The organism is Arthrobacter sp. AL05, from assembly GCF_029960715.1.
Lineage (GTDB): Bacteria > Actinomycetota > Actinomycetes > Actinomycetales > Micrococcaceae > Arthrobacter.
Window position 1 is genome coordinate 100,170 of sequence record NZ_JASBRC010000009.1, and the last position, 15,404, is coordinate 115,573.

A 15,404-nucleotide genomic window follows, 5' to 3' on the forward strand; every position below is an offset into this window, starting at 1 on the left:
TGGATCTCCTCAGTGCTGTTCCCGTAAGCGTGCAAAGACGCTCAGGATGATTGTAATGCGGTTAAAACACCGGTGGAGCGGACCTAATGGCCCGCCCCACCGATTTAAAACGTAGGTACTACTCTGCAGCTGCTGCAGCCACAATGTTCACAACGCGACGACCGCGGCGGGTGCCGAACTCGACGGCTCCGGGAGCCAGGGCGAACAGGGTGTCGTCGCCGCCGCGGCCAACGCCGGCGCCCGGGTGGAAGTGGGTTCCACGCTGGCGGACGATGATCTCGCCTGCGGAAACTACCTGACCGCCGAAGCGCTTGACGCCGAGGTACTGGGCGTTCGAGTCACGACCGTTGCGAGTGGAACTCGCGCCTTTTTTATGTGCCATTTGGAAATGCCTGCCTTAAAATTCTGGGGAATCTGCTGAAAACCTGAACAGTAACGAGTAGTTACTTGATACCGGTGATCTTGACCTTGGTCAATTCCTGACGGTGACCCTGGCGCTTTTTGTAACCGGTCTTGTTCTTGAACTTCTGGATGACGATCTTGGGACCGCGAAGGTCCTCAAGGATCTCAGCCGTAACCTTTACCTTGGCCAGGTCCGAAGCAGCAGACATGACCTTGTCACCGTCTACCAGGAGCAGTGCGGGCAACTCAAAGGTGCTGCCGGCTCCACCGGGGACGCGGTTCAGGGTAACGAAGTCTCCAACGGAAACCTTCTCTTGCCGGCCGCCTGCGCGGACAATCGCGTACACCACTGGGGAACTCACTTCTCTCGACGTTTATTACTAGATTTGCGTGCGGAACCTGGGTCCAAAGTTGATGGTCCGGCTCACGCTGTGCCTCTACGCCGGTGGGTTCCCCGGGGGAACCCATGAGCTATCCCGTGGACATTCGCACCTGAAATCAAGTGGAGCGTCCTCAAGGTCATAACCCAAGTGTTGGCGTAAGCACCGAAGATCTAGACTACGCTAATTTTGCCTTCGGCCGCAAATGAGGCTGGTTCCGAAGGGAGGTACGTGATAGGTGACACCCTGTATGGACAGGACGTTGCCGCAACGACTTCCGGAACCGCGCCTCCCTATCGTACAGGCTCCCTGCTGTCCCGCGGCTCAGGCGTGCACGCGCGGCGCGTCGAAGAAGTCCACTTCGTAGCGGGCGGACTGCCGGAAGGCCACGGTCATGGCGTCCCGTTCGCCGGGTGAGGCCGCCCGGGCTGCGGTGTCGGTGTGGGCGATGGCCTGCCGGGTGGCGTCGGCGAACTCCGGATCGGCGTAGGTGCGCAGCCACGCGGCGTAGGGGTGCGATTCCGGCGCACCCGCGGCGAGGAACCGGTTGTGCAGTGCCTGTCCCACCTCGGCATAGAGCCAGAAGCACGGCAGTACCGCAGCGATCAGCACTCCGTAGCTCCCGGTGACCGAGGCGGCCAGAAGGTGGTCTACGTAGGACTTGGTGACCGGTCCGAGCGTCCGCTCCGCCGTGCGTCCGCGCAGCCAGGTCCGGTGCAGTTCGGCTTCGACGCTGAGGCAATTCTGTGCGGAGCGGGTCCAGAAGAGCTGTTCGTCTTCCGTGGGTGCGATCGCGGCGGCCCGGGAGAGGACCCGCGAATAGCCGTTCAGGTACAGGGCGTCCTGTCCGAGGTAGTACGCGAAGTCCTGCTCCGGCAAGGACCCGTCCGCCAGGGCCGTGATGAAGTCCAGGCCGTAGATGGCCTCGAGGTCGGCAGCAGCGGTTTCCCGCAGCCCACGGGCGAATTCACCCGCGGCAGGGACCCGGTGCAGTTCGCCGCCGCCGGCACCCGTACCGTGATGGGCGGTCTGATGCTGGACATGGTGGAAGTGATGGACCGGGCCGTTGCCGCTGCCGACGTCGAGGTCCGCCGAGGTGCGCAGCGCCCCTTCCAGCCACGGCTTAACTTCCCGCAAGGCGGCCTCCCAGTCCCCGACCCGGGCCTGCACGGTCGCCATCGCCGCGGACAGTGAGCATCCCGTTCCGTGGCTGTTGCTGGTGCGGACCCGCTCCCCCGGTACTACTATGACGTCCCGGGCCAGGACCCCGCAGGTGTTGACGAGCGCGTCCGGGCAGCCGTCGCCGTGCTCGCCGGCTCCGCCCGCAGCGCCGGTGCCGTCGAGGTGGCCGCCCTTCACCAGGACGGTCGTGCCGGTGCCGGCGGCAAGCCGCTTGCCCTGTTCCAGCGCCGCAGCCCAGTTGCCGGCGACGGGTTCGTTGAGCAGAATCGCGAGTTCGGCGAGGTTCGGCGTGATCAGGTCCGCGTAGGGCAGCAGTTCTTGCAGCGCCGATTCGGCCGGCGCCTGCAGCAGCCGGTCACCGCTTGTGGCCACCATCACGGGGTCCAGCACCACAATGGCGGGCCTGACCTTCGCCAGCCAGGTCCGGACGGCGTCGATCACGGCGGCGTCCCCCAGCATCCCGATCTTGACGGCGTCGATCCGGATGTCGGCGCTGACCGCGTCAAGCTGGGCGGTCAGGAAATCTGCCGGCGGGACGTGGATGGCGCTGACGCCGCGTGTGTTCTGTGCGGTCAGGGCGGTGATGGCGGCCATGCCGTAGCCGCCATGCGCGGCAATGCTCTTCAGGTCCGCCTGGATCCCGGCACCGCCGGAGGGGTCCGAGCCTGCGATCGTGAGCACCCGCGGGATCCGGGATGCCGGGGCTGCGGGGACAGCGGGAAGAAACGGGGAGGCGGCGGTCATGGGAGACATCCCTTCGCCGGTGCTAACCGGACAGGTTCAACGGGTCTGGATCTCAGCCGGCTCGATGCGCGGCACCCCGTGTCAGGGACCAAGCCTAGCCGCATCCTTTAACGAAGTCGCGGGCACGGCCCGAACCTGGCGTATTGCTACGCGGCCCGGACCGCACCCGCGGCCTTCCCGAACTTTCTTGGGGTTAGAGTTCCGAGGCCGGAACGCCGACGCCGAGGATAATCGGTTCGTTTGTGGCCGGTTTGGCCGCCGGCGTTGTTGCTGCTGCCGGGGCCTTTGCCTCGTGTACCGAAACGGCAGCCTGCGGCGCTTCCCGGCGCTGCTCTACCGAGGTTTCGTTGGCTGCTCCCTGCGCGCGGCTGGCGCTGCGGTTGCGCCGTCCGCGGCGGGCACGGGAGGCGCCGGCCTCGGGGGCCGCCTCCGTCTGGGAGCCTGGCGCCTGGGCGCGGCCCGGGCCGGTTCCGCCGGCACGCGCCGGAGCCGCCGGTCCAGTCCGGGCTGCGGCCGCCTTCGCAGCCGGTGCAGCGGGATCCGCCGCGGAGACTTCCCCGCTGTCACCCAGCTGGGCGAAAGCCTCGGTCAGCAGGTCCATGGTCAGCGCGGGCGCACCCGACTCGTCGGCATGCTCCACAAACGGCAGTGCGACTTGTTCGCCGCCGAAGGTCAGCACGGCGCCGGGACGTCCGGCAGCCTCCTCCGTTGCGGCCAGCTCGACGGCTGCCTCAACAGCGGCCTGGCGGACCCCGGCGTCGACTCCCGTGGCCGCTTCATCGTCATGCAGATGGGCAGCATGCGCCGCCGCAGCGATATTCGCCAGCGCGTGGCGGGTCGCTTCGGCCTTGGCATGGCGTTCAGCGTCGGTGGGCTCGGGGTGCGCTGCGGCCGGCACCGACTGTTCGTCCGTGCCCTGGCCGCCCCGTCCGCGGCGGCGGCTCTTGCGTTCGGTCCGCGGGGGGGCAGGCTGCTCCGCACGGGGAATGTGATGCTCGGCGGCAACGACGTTGGCGCGGCGGTGCTCCACCGGCTCGTCGTGGGTCACAATGCCGCGGCCGGCGCAGGCCTCGCACTGTTCGCCGAAAACTTCCAGCAGCCCGGTACCCATCCGCTTCCGCGTCATCTGCACGAGGCCCAGCGAAGTCACCTCCGCGACCTGGTGTTTGGTCCGGTCCCGGCCCAGGCACTCCACCATGCGGCGCAGTACCAGGTCCCGGTTCGATTCAAGCACCATGTCGATGAAGTCGATCACGATAATGCCGCCGATGTCGCGGAGCCGGAGCTGCCGGACAACTTCTTCGGCCGCTTCGAGGTTGTTTTTGGTGACGGTTTCCTCAAGGTTGCCGCCGCTGCCGGTGAACTTGCCGGTGTTGACGTCCACCACTGTCATGGCTTCGGTGCGGTCGATTACGAGCGAGCCGCCGGAGGGCAGGAAAACCTTGCGGTCCAGTGCTTTGTGGATCTGCTCGTCGATGCGCCAGGCACCGAAGATGTCCGAGTCCTTGGTCCATTTCTCCAGCCGGCCGACAAGGTCGGGGGCTACGTAGGTCACGTAGGCCTCGATGGTGTCCCACGCTTCCTCACCGGAGACGATCAGCTTGGAGAAGTCCTCGTTGAAGACATCACGGACTACCTTGATGGTCAGATCGGGTTCGCCGTAGAGCAGTTCGGGGGCAAGGATCTTAGTTGAGCTCGACTGGCCCTCGATCCCTTCCCACTGGGCACGGAGCCGGTTGATGTCGTGCGTGAGTTCTTCCTCGGACGCACCCTCCGCGGCGGTGCGCACAATAACGCCAGCATCCTCGGGCAGGCGGTCCTTGAGGATCCGCTTGAGGCGGTTGCGTTCGACGTCGGGCAGCTTGCGCGAGATTCCGGTCATGGAACCGCCGGGTACGTAGACGAGGTAGCGGCCGGGCAGCGAGATCTGGCTTGTGAGGCGGGCGCCCTTGTGCCCGACGGGATCCTTGGTGACCTGGACCAGCACGGAGTCGCCGGACTTCAGCGCGTTCTCGATCCGGCGCTGCTTGCCCTCGAGGTTGACGGACTCCCAATTGACCTCGCCGGCGTACAGCACGGCGTTGCGGCCGCGTCCGATGTCGACGAAGGCGGCTTCCATCGACGGCAGTACGTTCTGGACCTTGCCCAGGTAGACGTTGCCGATCAGGGAATCCTGCTGGGTCTTCGAGACAAAGTGCTCGGCCAGCACGCCGTCCTCGAGGACGCCGATCTGGATTCTGTCATCGCGCTGGCGGACGATCATTTGGCGGTCCACCGATTCGCGCCGGGCCAGGAACTCGGCCTCGGTGATGACGGTGCGGCGGCGTCCGGTATCGCGGGATTCGCGGCGGCGCTGCTTTTTCGCCTCCAGGCGGGTGGAGCCCTTGAGCGAGGTGACACGGTTGTTCACCGGAGCCTCGCTGGCTGTGCGCGGCGCACGGACGCGCGTCACCGTGTTGGGCGGGTCGTCGTCCTCCCCGCCGGTCAGTTCCAGATCCTGCTCGCCGCGACGGCGGCGGCGACGGCGGCGGGAGGTCACGCCGTCTTCGAGCTGCTCGCCAGTGCCTTCTTCAGCGTCATCCGCGTCGTCGGATTCGTCTTCGGAACCCGGTTCGCTCTCAGCTCCACGGCTGCTGCGGCCGCGGCGACCGCGGCTGCGGCGACGGCGGCGGCTTCCGGCGTCCTCGCTCTCGCCTTCTTCGTCGTCGTCGTCGTCAGCTTCCGCTGCGGCGGCAGCCGGGGCCGGGACAGGGCGGGCCGCGGCGGCCAGGTCGGGTGCCTGGAAGATCATTGAGGTAACCGCTCCCGGCTCCATGAACAGCGAAGCGGCAGCCGAGGCTTCCGCCGGGGCTTCAGCAGCCGGGCTTTCAGTTGCCGGGCTTTCAGCTGCCGCGGCGGCTGGGGCTGCTGCCGGGGCCTCGGCGGCAGTTTCATCCGCGACCGGGCTGGCGGCGGCGGTAACGCCTGCGGTTTCCGTGGCGGCGGCTTCCGGTTCCGCACTGGCGGCCCCGTCAGCTGCGGTCCCTGCGGCCGGGGCCTTGGCCTTGGCGCGGCTGGCGCGGCGACGGACGGGCTTTTCGGCCGGGGCGTCGGCGGCCTCGGCTGCGGCTGTCATTCCGGCAGGGACATCAGAGGGAACGTCCGGGGTCTGTGCCGGGTCCGCAGCAGGAACGGATTCGGCCGGCTCGGCTACCTTGCGGGCACGTGAGCGGCGGGCGGGGGCCTTGGTTTCGGCGGCCGGAGCGTCCGGCACCTCCGCGGGGACCGCGGTGTCCGCGACGGTCTCCGCGGCGCCTGTACCGCTTTTGGGAAGGGTCTTGCGGCGGGTCCGGACGGGCCGTTTCGGCGGTGACGCGGCCGCTGATTCATCAGCTGCCCCGGCACTTGCGGCCAGCACGTCTTCGTTGCCTGTTACAACCTGGTCATTATCCATATATGGCGACACTCCTGCCCCTGACATGCCGCCACATCCGGCACCCGTTGGGGCAAATATTTGTCAACACCCGCGGGCATTGACAGAAGTCAATTGAATACCCTCAGGTTCGCACCGGCAGTGGGGTGCGGCAGCCCTGGAGAGCCGGCGGAATTGCTCTGAAACCCGTTGATCTACACACCACAACCAGGTGCCGTCCAATGGCATTGCGGGACAGCCTGGATCAGAGGATCCGTGGCTCCCTGCTCATCATTGGCGGTCTTGGGAACAAAATCGCCGGACCGGGACCCGGATGTGGATCGGGTTCCAGCCACGATCATTGTCTCACAGGACACGTCCGAGCAGGCGTAAGCGGGGCATCCGGCCTGCCCCGTGGACCGAATCCCCCATGAAGGCAACAGCGTCCGGACTCCCTCCAGGGTCCGGCGATACAATCGGACCAGTTGCATCCAAGCGAAGGACATCCATTCCATGCCCAGCATCTCCAGCGCCACCGACGAGGCAGCCGTGCGGCAGCAACGCCGCGGCACCTCAGCCGACGCACTTCAGCTGCCGCCGATGACACGCGACCGCCCGTTCGCGTGGCTCCTGCTGATCACCGGCGTCGTTGGCTGGCTGGCCTCCGGGGCCCTGGTGCTGGAAAAGCTCGAGGTACTCAAGGATCCGAACCATGTAACAGTCTGCGATGTGAACCCATGGATCTCCTGCGGGCAGGTTATGCAGACCTGGCAGGGTTCGGTGTTCGGCTTCCCCAACATGTTTATGGGAATCGTGGCCTTTGCGGTCATCATCACCACAGCCATGGGAATTCTCTCCGGAGCCGCGTTTGCCCGCTGGTACTGGCTGGGGCTGCAGGCCGGCGTGACCCTTGGCTTCGGGTTTGTGGTCTGGCTTTGGTCGCAGGCGCTGTACTCCATCCATATCCTCTGCCCGTTCTGCATGATCGTCTGGGCCGCCATGATTCCGCTCTTCGTCTGGGTCACAGTCCGCAACGTAACGCACGGCGTGATCAGGCTGCCGGCGGGCCCAACCAGGATCCTGGGCGACTCCGGCTGGGTCATCACCGCGCTGCTTTACGTCGCAGTGGTTGCCACCATTTTCTTCGCGTTTATCCAGGTCTTCATCGGAACCTCCGGCTACTGAACCGAAGTACACCGGTTAACCGCCGCGAGGTGACAGCTAAGGCCAATGTTCGACTCGAACATTGGCCTTAGCTGCCACCTCGCGGCTGGGCGGTCAGGAACCTAGAACCAGATCTTGATTTCGCGCTCCGCGGACTCCGCCGAGTCCGAGCCGTGGACGAGGTTCTGCTGGACCTTCAGGCCCCAGTCGCGGCCGAAGTCGCCGCGGATGGTGCCCGGCGCCGCCGTCGTGGGGTCGGTGGTGCCGGCGAGCGAGCGGAAACCCTCGATCACGCGGTGTCCCTCGAAAATCGCGGCTACTACCGGACCGCTGAGCATAAACTCGACGAGCGGCTCGTAGAACGGCTTGCCCACGTGCTCCTCGTAGTGCTGCTCCAGCAGTTCGCGGCTCGCATCAACCTTCTTCAGCTCGGCCAGGGTGTAGCCCTTGGCTTCAATCCTGGCGATGATGCTGCCTGTCAGGTTGCGGCTAACGCCGTCGGGCTTGATCAGGACGAGGGTGCGCTCAATGCTCACAGCTGCTCCAATGTGTAGGGGTGGGGTTCGGAAATAAGTCTAGTTGCTTTGGCCCTCGGGGTGGGATGCGTCCCAGGCGGCCTGGTCGTGGTCCCGCTGGGCGGCTTCCCGGTCAATCCGGATGCCGGTGCGGATGCCGTACCACCAGGCCAGCGCGAAGAGGCCACCGACCAGGAACATCGCCGGTTCCAGGATCCCTGCCAGGATCAGCACGATTTGCAGGATCCAGCCCAGCGCCACACCCCACGGCCGGGAAAGCACGGCGCAGGTGAAGGCGTAGATGAGGCTCAACGCGATGCCAACGGAGAAGATCAGGACCGGCGGGAATTCGTCCCGCCGCAGCCCGAACACGGTAAGGGTGCCGAAAAGGATCACAAACGCTTCAAGGAGCAGCACCGTGGAGGCGAACATAACCTTGGTGGAGCGGCGTTTTTTGGGCATACCGGGGCGCCACTCGCGCTGGGCCTTGGTAAGTTTCGCCATGGTCTACGCGTCCGCCTTTCCGAGCAGGATCCGGGCTTCGGCGACGAGCGTGATGGAGCCCGTGACCAGGACGCCGCCGGCGAGATCGTCATTGGCTTCGGCGCGTTCCACCGCCCATTCGAGGGCGTCGTCGAGCTTCTCGGCCACGTGGATGGTGTCCTCGCCGTACCCGAGGTCCACCGCGAGTTCCGCAAGGTCCTCGGCCGGCACGGCGCGGGGCGAATTGGACTGGGTGAAGCAGTACTCTGCGGAGAGCCCGCCTAGGGATTCCTTGAGTTGGCGCAGGATTTCCTCGGCGTCCTTTTCCCGCAGCACGCCGACCACCACCACAAGCTTTGTGAAGCTGAACGCTTCATGGATGGCTTCGGCCGAGACCCTGATACCTTCGGGGTTGTGCGCGGCGTCCACGATGATGGTCGGTGCGGTCCGCACCACTTCGAGCCGGCCCGGCGAGGTGACCGAGGCGAAGGCCTCCTGCACCAGCCCGGGGTCGAGCGGCTTTTCAGCGCCGAAGAAAGCCTCCAGCGCAGCGATCGCGACGGCCGCATTCTCGGCCTGGTGGGCCCCGTGCAGGGGCACAAGAAGGTCCTCGTAGCGGCCCGCGATGCCCTGGATGGTGACCATCTGGCCGCCGACGGCGACGGTGCGGTTTTCGACGCCGAACTCAACGCCCTCAAAGCGGAACGGGACGGCCGTTTCCTTGGCTTTCTCCAGCAGCACCTGGGCCGCGTCCCGGGGCTGCGCGGCGCTGACCAGGAAGCCGCCCGGCTTGATGATGCCGGCCTTTTCGTGGGCGATCTCCTCGGTTGTCTCGCCCAGCAGGTCCGTGTGGTCCAGCGAGATGGGCGTGACCACAAAGACCTCGCCGTCCCCGACGTTGGTCGCGTCGGTGATCCCGCCCAAGCCAACCTCAATGACGGCTACGTTGACCGGCTGGTCGGCGAAGACTGCGAAGCCCAGTATGGTGAGGCATTCGAAGTAGGTCAGCCGGGGCTGGCCCGCGGCCTCAAGTTCGCTGTCCACGATGGCAAGGTAGGGCCGGATCTCGTCCCAGATCCGAACGAACGTCTCATCCGGCACCGGAGCGCCGTCGATGCTGATCCGTTCGGTGACCTTGGACAGGTGCGGGCTCGTGTAGCGCCCGGTGCTCAGGCCGTGGGCGCGGAGCCCGGCCTCGATCATCCGGGCAGTCGAGGTCTTTCCGTTGGTGCCGGTGACGTGGATGATCGGGAACGCCTTGTTCGGCTCCCCCAGGATGTCCATCGCCCGGTGCAGCGGGGCCAGCCGCGGCTCCATCTTGTTTTCCGGGGCACGCCCCAGCAGCTCGGCGTAGACACTTTCTACGGAGAATTCGTCGGTCATGGCTTAGGCCTCAATTTTCTCGACGGCGATGTGCAACTCGGTGCCGTCTCCGTTGGAGGACAGCCCGAGTTCCACGGTGAGCGTTTCGGTGGATACCAGGTTTTCGTGCACCCGGATGGCGTCGATGACGTCCACGGGCGCCGCGACGGTGGTCCTGATCCGGTCGCTGACATTGAGCCCGGCATCCTTGCGGGCCTGCTGGATGCTACGGACCATGTCCCGGGCCAGGCCCTCGGCCTCGAGCTCGGGTGTGACCTCGGTGTTGAGCACCACAAACCCACCGCCCGGGAGCACGGCTGCCGCGCGCGAACCGGCGCCTTCAGCGGCTTCGGCGACGACGGTTTCCAGGGTGTATTCCTGCGGCTCGAGATCGAGCCCGCCGACGGTCACAACACCTGCCTCGCTGACTGACCAGTCGCCGGACTTGGCGCCCTTGATGGCCTGCTGGACGTTCTTGCCCAGCCGCGGTCCGGCGGCCCGGGCGTTGACTACGAGCTTCTGCTCGATCCCGAACTCCGCCGGCGAGGCGCCCCCGGCGTCGAGCAGGCGGACGGACCGCAGGTTCAGTTCGTCGGCGACAACACCGGCGAAGCCCGCCAGCGCGTCGGCGCCCGGTGCCACAACAGTGAGTTCCTGCAACGGCAGCCGGACCCGGAGGTTGGCGGCCTTTCGCAGTGAGGATCCGGTGGAGCAGATCTGCTGGATCTTATCCATCGCCTCGACGAGTCCCGGGTTGGCCGGGAAGAGCTCAGCGTCCGGCCAGTCGGCCAGATGCACGGAACGCGCGCCGGTGAGGCCGCGCCAGATCTCCTCGGAGACCAGCGGCAGCAGCGGGGCCGCGACCCGGCACACCGTCTCCAGCGCCGTATAGAGCGCGTCGAAGGCATCGGGGTTTTCGTCGAAGAAGCGCTGCCGGCTGCGGCGGACGTACCAATTCGTGAGCATGTCCAGGTAGCTGCGCAGTTCATCGCAGGCGCCGGAGATGTCGTAGCTGTCCAACTGGGCGGTCATATTTCGGACCAGGTCGCCGGTGTTAGCCATCAGGTACTGGTCCAGGGTGTCGGCGTAGCCGTCATGGCGCAGCTTCGCATCGTAGCCGGACGCTGTTCCGTCCACTGCGTTCGATGCGTTCGTGTACAGCGTGAAGAAGCTGTAGACGTTCCACAGCGGCAGGATGACCTGGCGGACGCCGTCGCGGATGCCCTGCTCGGTGACTACGAGATTCCCGCCGCGCAGGATCGGGCTGGACATCAGGAACCAGCGCATCGCGTCGGAGCCGTCCCGGTCCAGGACCTCGGAAACGTCAGGGTAGTTCTGCAGGCTCTTGGACATCTTCTGCCCGTCCGAGCCCAGGACGATGCCGTGGCTGATGACGTTGCGGAAGGCGGGCCGGTCGAACAGTGCGGTGGAGAGGATGTGCAGCATGTAGAACCAGCCGCGCGTCTGGCCGATGTACTCGACGATGAAGTCCGCCGGGTTGTGGGTGTCGAACCATTCCTCGTTCTCGAACGGGTAGTGGACCTGACCGTAGGGCATGGACCCGGAGTCGAACCAGACGTCCAGAACATCCTCGACCCGGCGCATGACGGATTGGCCTTCCGCCGGGGTCCGCGGATCATCCGGGTTCGGGCGGGTCAGTTCGTCAATAAACGGCCGGTGCAGGTCGACCTGGCCGTCGTTGTTTAGCGGCAGGCGGCCGAAGTCGGCTTCGATCTCGGCGAGCGAGCCGTAGACGTCGGTGCGCGGGTAGTCCGGATCGCTGGACTGCCAGACCGGGATGGGGCTGCCCCAGTAACGGTTCCGGCTGATCGACCAGTCGCGGGCGTTGGCGAGCCATTTGCCGAACTGGCCGTCCTTGACGTTGCCCGGGATCCAGTTGATCTCCTGGTTCAGCTCGGACATCCGGTCCTTGAACTTGGTGACCTCCACGTACCAGGAGGACACGGCACGGTAGATCAGCGGGTTGCGGCAGCGCCAGCAGTGCGGGTAGCTGTGCTCGTAGCTGGCCTGGCGGACCAGGCGGCCCTGGGCACGGAGTACCTGGGTGATGGGCTTGTTGGCTTCGAAGACCTGCAGCCCGGCGATCCCGGCGAGGTCGCCCTGGCCGAACAGCGGCAGGAACTTCGCGCCCTCGTCGACCGAAAGGACCACGGGGATCCCGGCTTCTTCACAGACTTTCTGGTCGTCTTCACCGTAGGCGGGTGCCTGGTGGACGATGCCGGTGCCGTCGGTGGTGGTGACGTAGTCCGCCACAAGAAAGCGCCAGCCGTTCTCGGTGCCGTACTTCTCGGCGTCGGAGAAGTAGTCCCAGAGCGGTTCGTAGGTCAGCCCTTCAAGCTCGACGCCGGTGTGCCGGGAGGTGACGGCGGCTTCGGCAGCCGCCACACCCTCGGCGCCGTCGCCGTAGCCGAGGTCTTTGGCGTAGGCGCCAAGGAGGTCCCCGGCGAGCAGGAAACGCCCGGTGACCGGGGCATCGGCGGATGCGGCTTTGATCCCCTGCGGTCCGGCCGGCAGCACAACGTAGGTTATGGCGGGCCCGACGGCGAGCGCCAGGTTCGTGGGCAGCGTCCAGGGTGTGGTGGTCCAGGCGAGCGCCTGGACCCCGGCGAGCTGCTTTGACAGTTCCGAGTCCCCCGCAGTGATGGGGAAGGTGACCGTGACGGTCTGGTCCTGGCGGTTTTTGTAGACGTCGTCGTCCATCCGCAGTTCATGGTTGGACAGCGGCGTCTCGTCCTTCCAGCAGTACGGGAGCACCCGGTAGCCATTGTAGGTGAGGCCCTTTTCGTGCAGTTGTTTGAAGGCCCAGAGCACGGACTCCATGTACTCGACGTTGAGTGTCTTGTAGTCGTTCTCGAAGTCGACCCAGCGCGCCTGGCGGGTGACGTAGCTCTTCCATTCGTCGGCGTACTTCATCACCGAGGCGCGGCAGGCGTCGTTGAACTTGTCGATGCCCATCGCCTCGATCTGGGTCTTATCAGTCATGCCCAGCTGTTTCATGGCTTCCAGCTCGGCGGGCAGCCCGTGGGTGTCCCAGCCAAAGCGGCGTTCGACGCGGCGGCCGCGCTGGGTCTGGTAGCGGCCCACGAGGTCCTTGGCGTAACCCGTCAGCAGGTGGCCGTAGTGCGGCAGGCCGTTGGCGAAGGGCGGGCCGTCGTAGAAAACGAACTCGTTGCTGCCGGGCTTTCCGCCGGGAAGGTCGGACTCGCGCTGATCGATGCTGGCCTGGAACGTGCCGTCTTCATCCCAGTACCTGAGGATGCGCTCTTCGATCTCCGGGAACTTCACGGAGGCCGGTACACCAGAGGTGCTCGCGGCAGAGGTGGTGGCGCCTGCGCCGGACGGAGCAGCGGAGGCCTTCGGGTAGTAAGTCATCTCGACATCCTGGGTTGAGCTAGTGAACAAGTGGATTCATTCAGGATGCGAGGACGGCTCCTGCACTGTCTTTCGACAACACCGGCACCGCGGTACCACCTCACTTACCGTCACCGCGTGCGCCCCCTGGAGGGACCAACGGCGGCGGCCGCTCATTACTGCTGTGACGGGCTTACCCGTCCGGTTCTACCGGTCCCGGTCCGCTTAATGCGGCATCGGGACGTTCTTCCGGAAGCTCACCGGTGATGGCCGGGTCGAAGCTGCTACAAGAAGTCTAACAACTGTCGCGGCTCCGCTGTGCCTGCACCGAGTCCCGCTGCGCCGGAACCTGGGCCGGGCCACCCCGCGGTCAATATCGACCACGGGGTAACCAAGCCCGTCGGTGCGCTACGGCCGCTCAGCGGCCGGTCTTGAGCTCGAAACTGCGCGGCAGCTTTATGCCGGATTCGGCCATAACGTCCCGCAGCCGGTCCGGGTAGTCCGTGATGAGGCCGTCTACCCCGAGGGCGATCAGGGCGCGCATGGTGGGCTTGTCGTCGACGGTCCACGGAATGACCTGCATGCCGGCGGCGTGTGCCCGGCTGACCATGTCGGCGGTGACATACGGGACGTAGTCCTGATCGGTGACTGCGCCATCCTGGGGCGTGCCGTGTACCGGGGACACGGCATTGACCCCAAGGGAGGCCGCGGCCGCGACCAGATCCCCGCCAAAGTCGTCCGCGTCGATACCGCCCAGCCACGGCGAGCTGCCGGGCTGGCCGGCCTCAAGGAAGTCCTTGTTGGTCAGGGCAACGGTGGGGATCTGCGGCTGGCGTTCCCGGACCAGGCGCAGCGAGCCCCAGTCGAAGCTTTGGATGGAGACCCGGCTTTGCATGTGCGCCTTGTTGATTTCCTGCAGCGCGACGTCCACGAACTGCTCCCGCGGGGCGGTCTCCTCGGGCGCTCCGGCTTCGACCTTCGTTTCGATATTAAACCGGACCTGGCTGGCACGGTAGGACCGGGCCAGCGCAAAGACCTCGGCGAGGGTGGGCATTTTGGCGCCCGGGGACGCTGCCTGGCCCGGGAATTGAGGCTGGGTCAGCGAACCGCAGTCCAGGCTCCGGACCTGTGCGAAGGTCAGGTCCTTGACGTATTTGCCGACGTAGGGAAACTGCGGGTCGCCCGCCGTCACCGGCGCGGTGTCCTGGCACTTTTTGTCGCTGATCTTGCGGTCGTGGGTAATCACCTCGCGGCCGTCTTTGGTGATCTGGAGGTCAAGTTCAAGCGTCGAGACACCGGTCTCGAGGCCCTTCGCGAACGATGCCAGCGTCGACTCGACGGTGAGACCGATGCCGCCGCGGTGCGCCTGAAGGTCAAAGTCGTGGTCGGCGCCTGTGCCCGAATCGCGGGAACGGGTGTCGGCGGCGTCGGCCTGGGCCGTGGCGGCGAGGAGCAGGGCGGCGCTCAGTACTGCGGCGCCGAGCTTGGTCGTGGTGCGCATGGGGATGAGTCTCCACTCTGGTGGTGTGCAGTTGCACCCGCCACGGTCCCCGCCCGCGGCCAACAGCGCACCACCCCTGGCCCACGGCAGAGCCAAGTGCAGATGAACGCCGGGCGTCCGGTTTCCGGTGGACCCCGGCGGACCCCGCCTAGCTTTTGCGGATCAGCTTGTGGTTGGCGGCCTGCGCTACCGGCCGAATCACAATCTGGTCGAGGTTCACGTGGTGCGGCGCCGTGACGGCGTAGCGGACGACGTCCGCGACATCCGCTGCGGTGAGCGGCTTCTCAACTCCCTGATAGACCTTGGCGGCGGAGGCCTGGTCCCCGAGGCGGTTCAGGGCGAACTCCTCCGTCTGCACCAGGCCGGGCGCCACCTCAATAACGCGGAGGTTGTGCTCGGCCTCTTCGAGGCGCAGGGCACCGGTCAGCGCGTGCTGGCCGAACTTTGCCGCGTTGTAGCCGCCGCCCCCCTCATAAGCGGACAATCCGGCCGTCGACGTCAGATTCAGGACAGTACCCTCGCCAACCGCACGCAGCATTGGCAGGAAGGCCCGGATGAGCTTTAAGGTGCCGAGAACGTTGACCTCGAACATCCATTCCCAGTCCTCGGTCTTTGCCCCGGCCACCGTGTCCGCGCCGCGGGCGCCGCCGGCAATGTTGATCAGGGTGTCGATCCCGCCGGCGCGGGTCACCTCGTCCACCAGCCGGGCGACGGCGGCGTCGTCGGTCACGTCCGCCGGAAAGGCGACGGCGCCGGTTTCCGCGGCAAGCGCCGCCAACCGGTCCGCGCGGCGGGCCACGGCGTACACCGTCCAGCCCGCGCTCCGGAGCGCCCGCACGGTGGCCTCGCCGATTCCGGTGCTGGCGCCGGTTACTACTGCCGCTTTGTGCTGGATTCCCTCAGTCATG

At 66.3% G+C, this 15,404-nt stretch carries 11 protein-coding genes and 1 riboswitch; of the genes, 1 reads left to right on the top strand and 10 read right to left on the bottom strand.

The genetic code is table 11. The annotated features are described in order from the left end of the window. Positions 1-118 precede the first annotated feature (118 nt). The 4 genes from rpmA to QK287_RS12455 form a co-directional block, all read right to left on the bottom strand. Positions 119-382 (bottom strand): 50S ribosomal protein L27, encoded by a 264-nt coding sequence (gene rpmA / locus QK287_RS12440; protein WP_069952019.1) that lies wholly within the window; start codon positions 380-382, stop codon positions 119-121. A gap of 61 nt (positions 383-443) precedes the next feature. After that, positions 444-752: a 50S ribosomal protein L21 gene (gene rplU, locus QK287_RS12445; protein WP_226774594.1), complete on the bottom strand. Its 309-nt coding sequence runs from the start codon at positions 750-752 to the stop codon at positions 444-446. 354 nt (positions 753-1,106) lie between these two features. Then, a complete protein-coding gene (locus QK287_RS12450; RefSeq protein ID WP_282360265.1) occupies positions 1,107-2,708 on the bottom strand; it encodes a bifunctional hydroxymethylpyrimidine kinase/phosphomethylpyrimidine kinase in 1,602 nt (533 codons plus the stop codon). Beyond that, a riboswitch (TPP riboswitch) is annotated at positions 2,700-2,797 on the bottom strand. (Overlaps the previous gene by 9 nt.) Before the next feature lie 104 nt (positions 2,798-2,901). Then, the gene (locus tag QK287_RS12455; RefSeq protein WP_282360266.1) at positions 2,902-6,141 is read right to left on the bottom strand and encodes an Rne/Rng family ribonuclease; all 3,240 of its coding nucleotides are present in this window, start codon (positions 6,139-6,141) and stop codon (positions 2,902-2,904) included. Between the two features lie 471 nt (positions 6,142-6,612). Between QK287_RS12455 and QK287_RS12460 the strand changes: the two genes are divergently transcribed. Then, positions 6,613-7,284 carry a vitamin K epoxide reductase family protein gene (locus QK287_RS12460; RefSeq protein WP_282360267.1) on the top strand — a complete coding sequence of 224 codons (672 nt, stop codon included), beginning with the start codon at positions 6,613-6,615 and terminating at the stop codon, positions 7,282-7,284. A gap of 101 nt (positions 7,285-7,385) precedes the next feature. Here QK287_RS12460 and ndk read toward each other — a convergent pair whose 3' ends face one another. The 6 genes from ndk to QK287_RS12490 all read right to left on the bottom strand — a co-directional run bounded on the left by ndk (position 7,386) and on the right by QK287_RS12490 (position 15,403). Next, positions 7,386-7,799 carry a nucleoside-diphosphate kinase gene (gene ndk, locus QK287_RS12465; protein WP_226774575.1) on the bottom strand — a complete coding sequence of 138 codons (414 nt, stop codon included), beginning with the start codon at positions 7,797-7,799 and terminating at the stop codon, positions 7,386-7,388. Between the two features lie 39 nt (positions 7,800-7,838). Further along, complete coding sequence (locus tag QK287_RS12470) at positions 7,839-8,282, bottom strand: DUF4233 domain-containing protein (RefSeq protein WP_282360268.1); 444 nt, start codon at positions 8,280-8,282, stop codon at positions 7,839-7,841. A 3-nt stretch (positions 8,283-8,285) separates the two neighbouring features. Then, the gene (locus tag QK287_RS12475; protein WP_226774577.1) at positions 8,286-9,644 is read right to left on the bottom strand and encodes a folylpolyglutamate synthase/dihydrofolate synthase family protein; all 1,359 of its coding nucleotides are present in this window, start codon (positions 9,642-9,644) and stop codon (positions 8,286-8,288) included. Between the two features lie 3 nt (positions 9,645-9,647). Next, on the bottom strand, positions 9,648-13,016 hold the full coding sequence (gene ileS, locus QK287_RS12480; RefSeq protein ID WP_282360269.1) for an isoleucine--tRNA ligase: 3,369 nt from the start codon (positions 13,014-13,016) through the stop codon (positions 9,648-9,650). Between the two features lie 397 nt (positions 13,017-13,413). Continuing rightward, positions 13,414-14,496: a glycerophosphodiester phosphodiesterase gene (locus QK287_RS12485; protein ID WP_282360270.1), complete on the bottom strand. Its 1,083-nt coding sequence runs from the start codon at positions 14,494-14,496 to the stop codon at positions 13,414-13,416. 148 nt (positions 14,497-14,644) lie between these two features. Continuing rightward, positions 14,645-15,403 carry an SDR family oxidoreductase gene (locus QK287_RS12490; protein WP_282360271.1) on the bottom strand — a complete coding sequence of 253 codons (759 nt, stop codon included), beginning with the start codon at positions 15,401-15,403 and terminating at the stop codon, positions 14,645-14,647. Position 15,404: the final 1 nt, after the last annotated feature.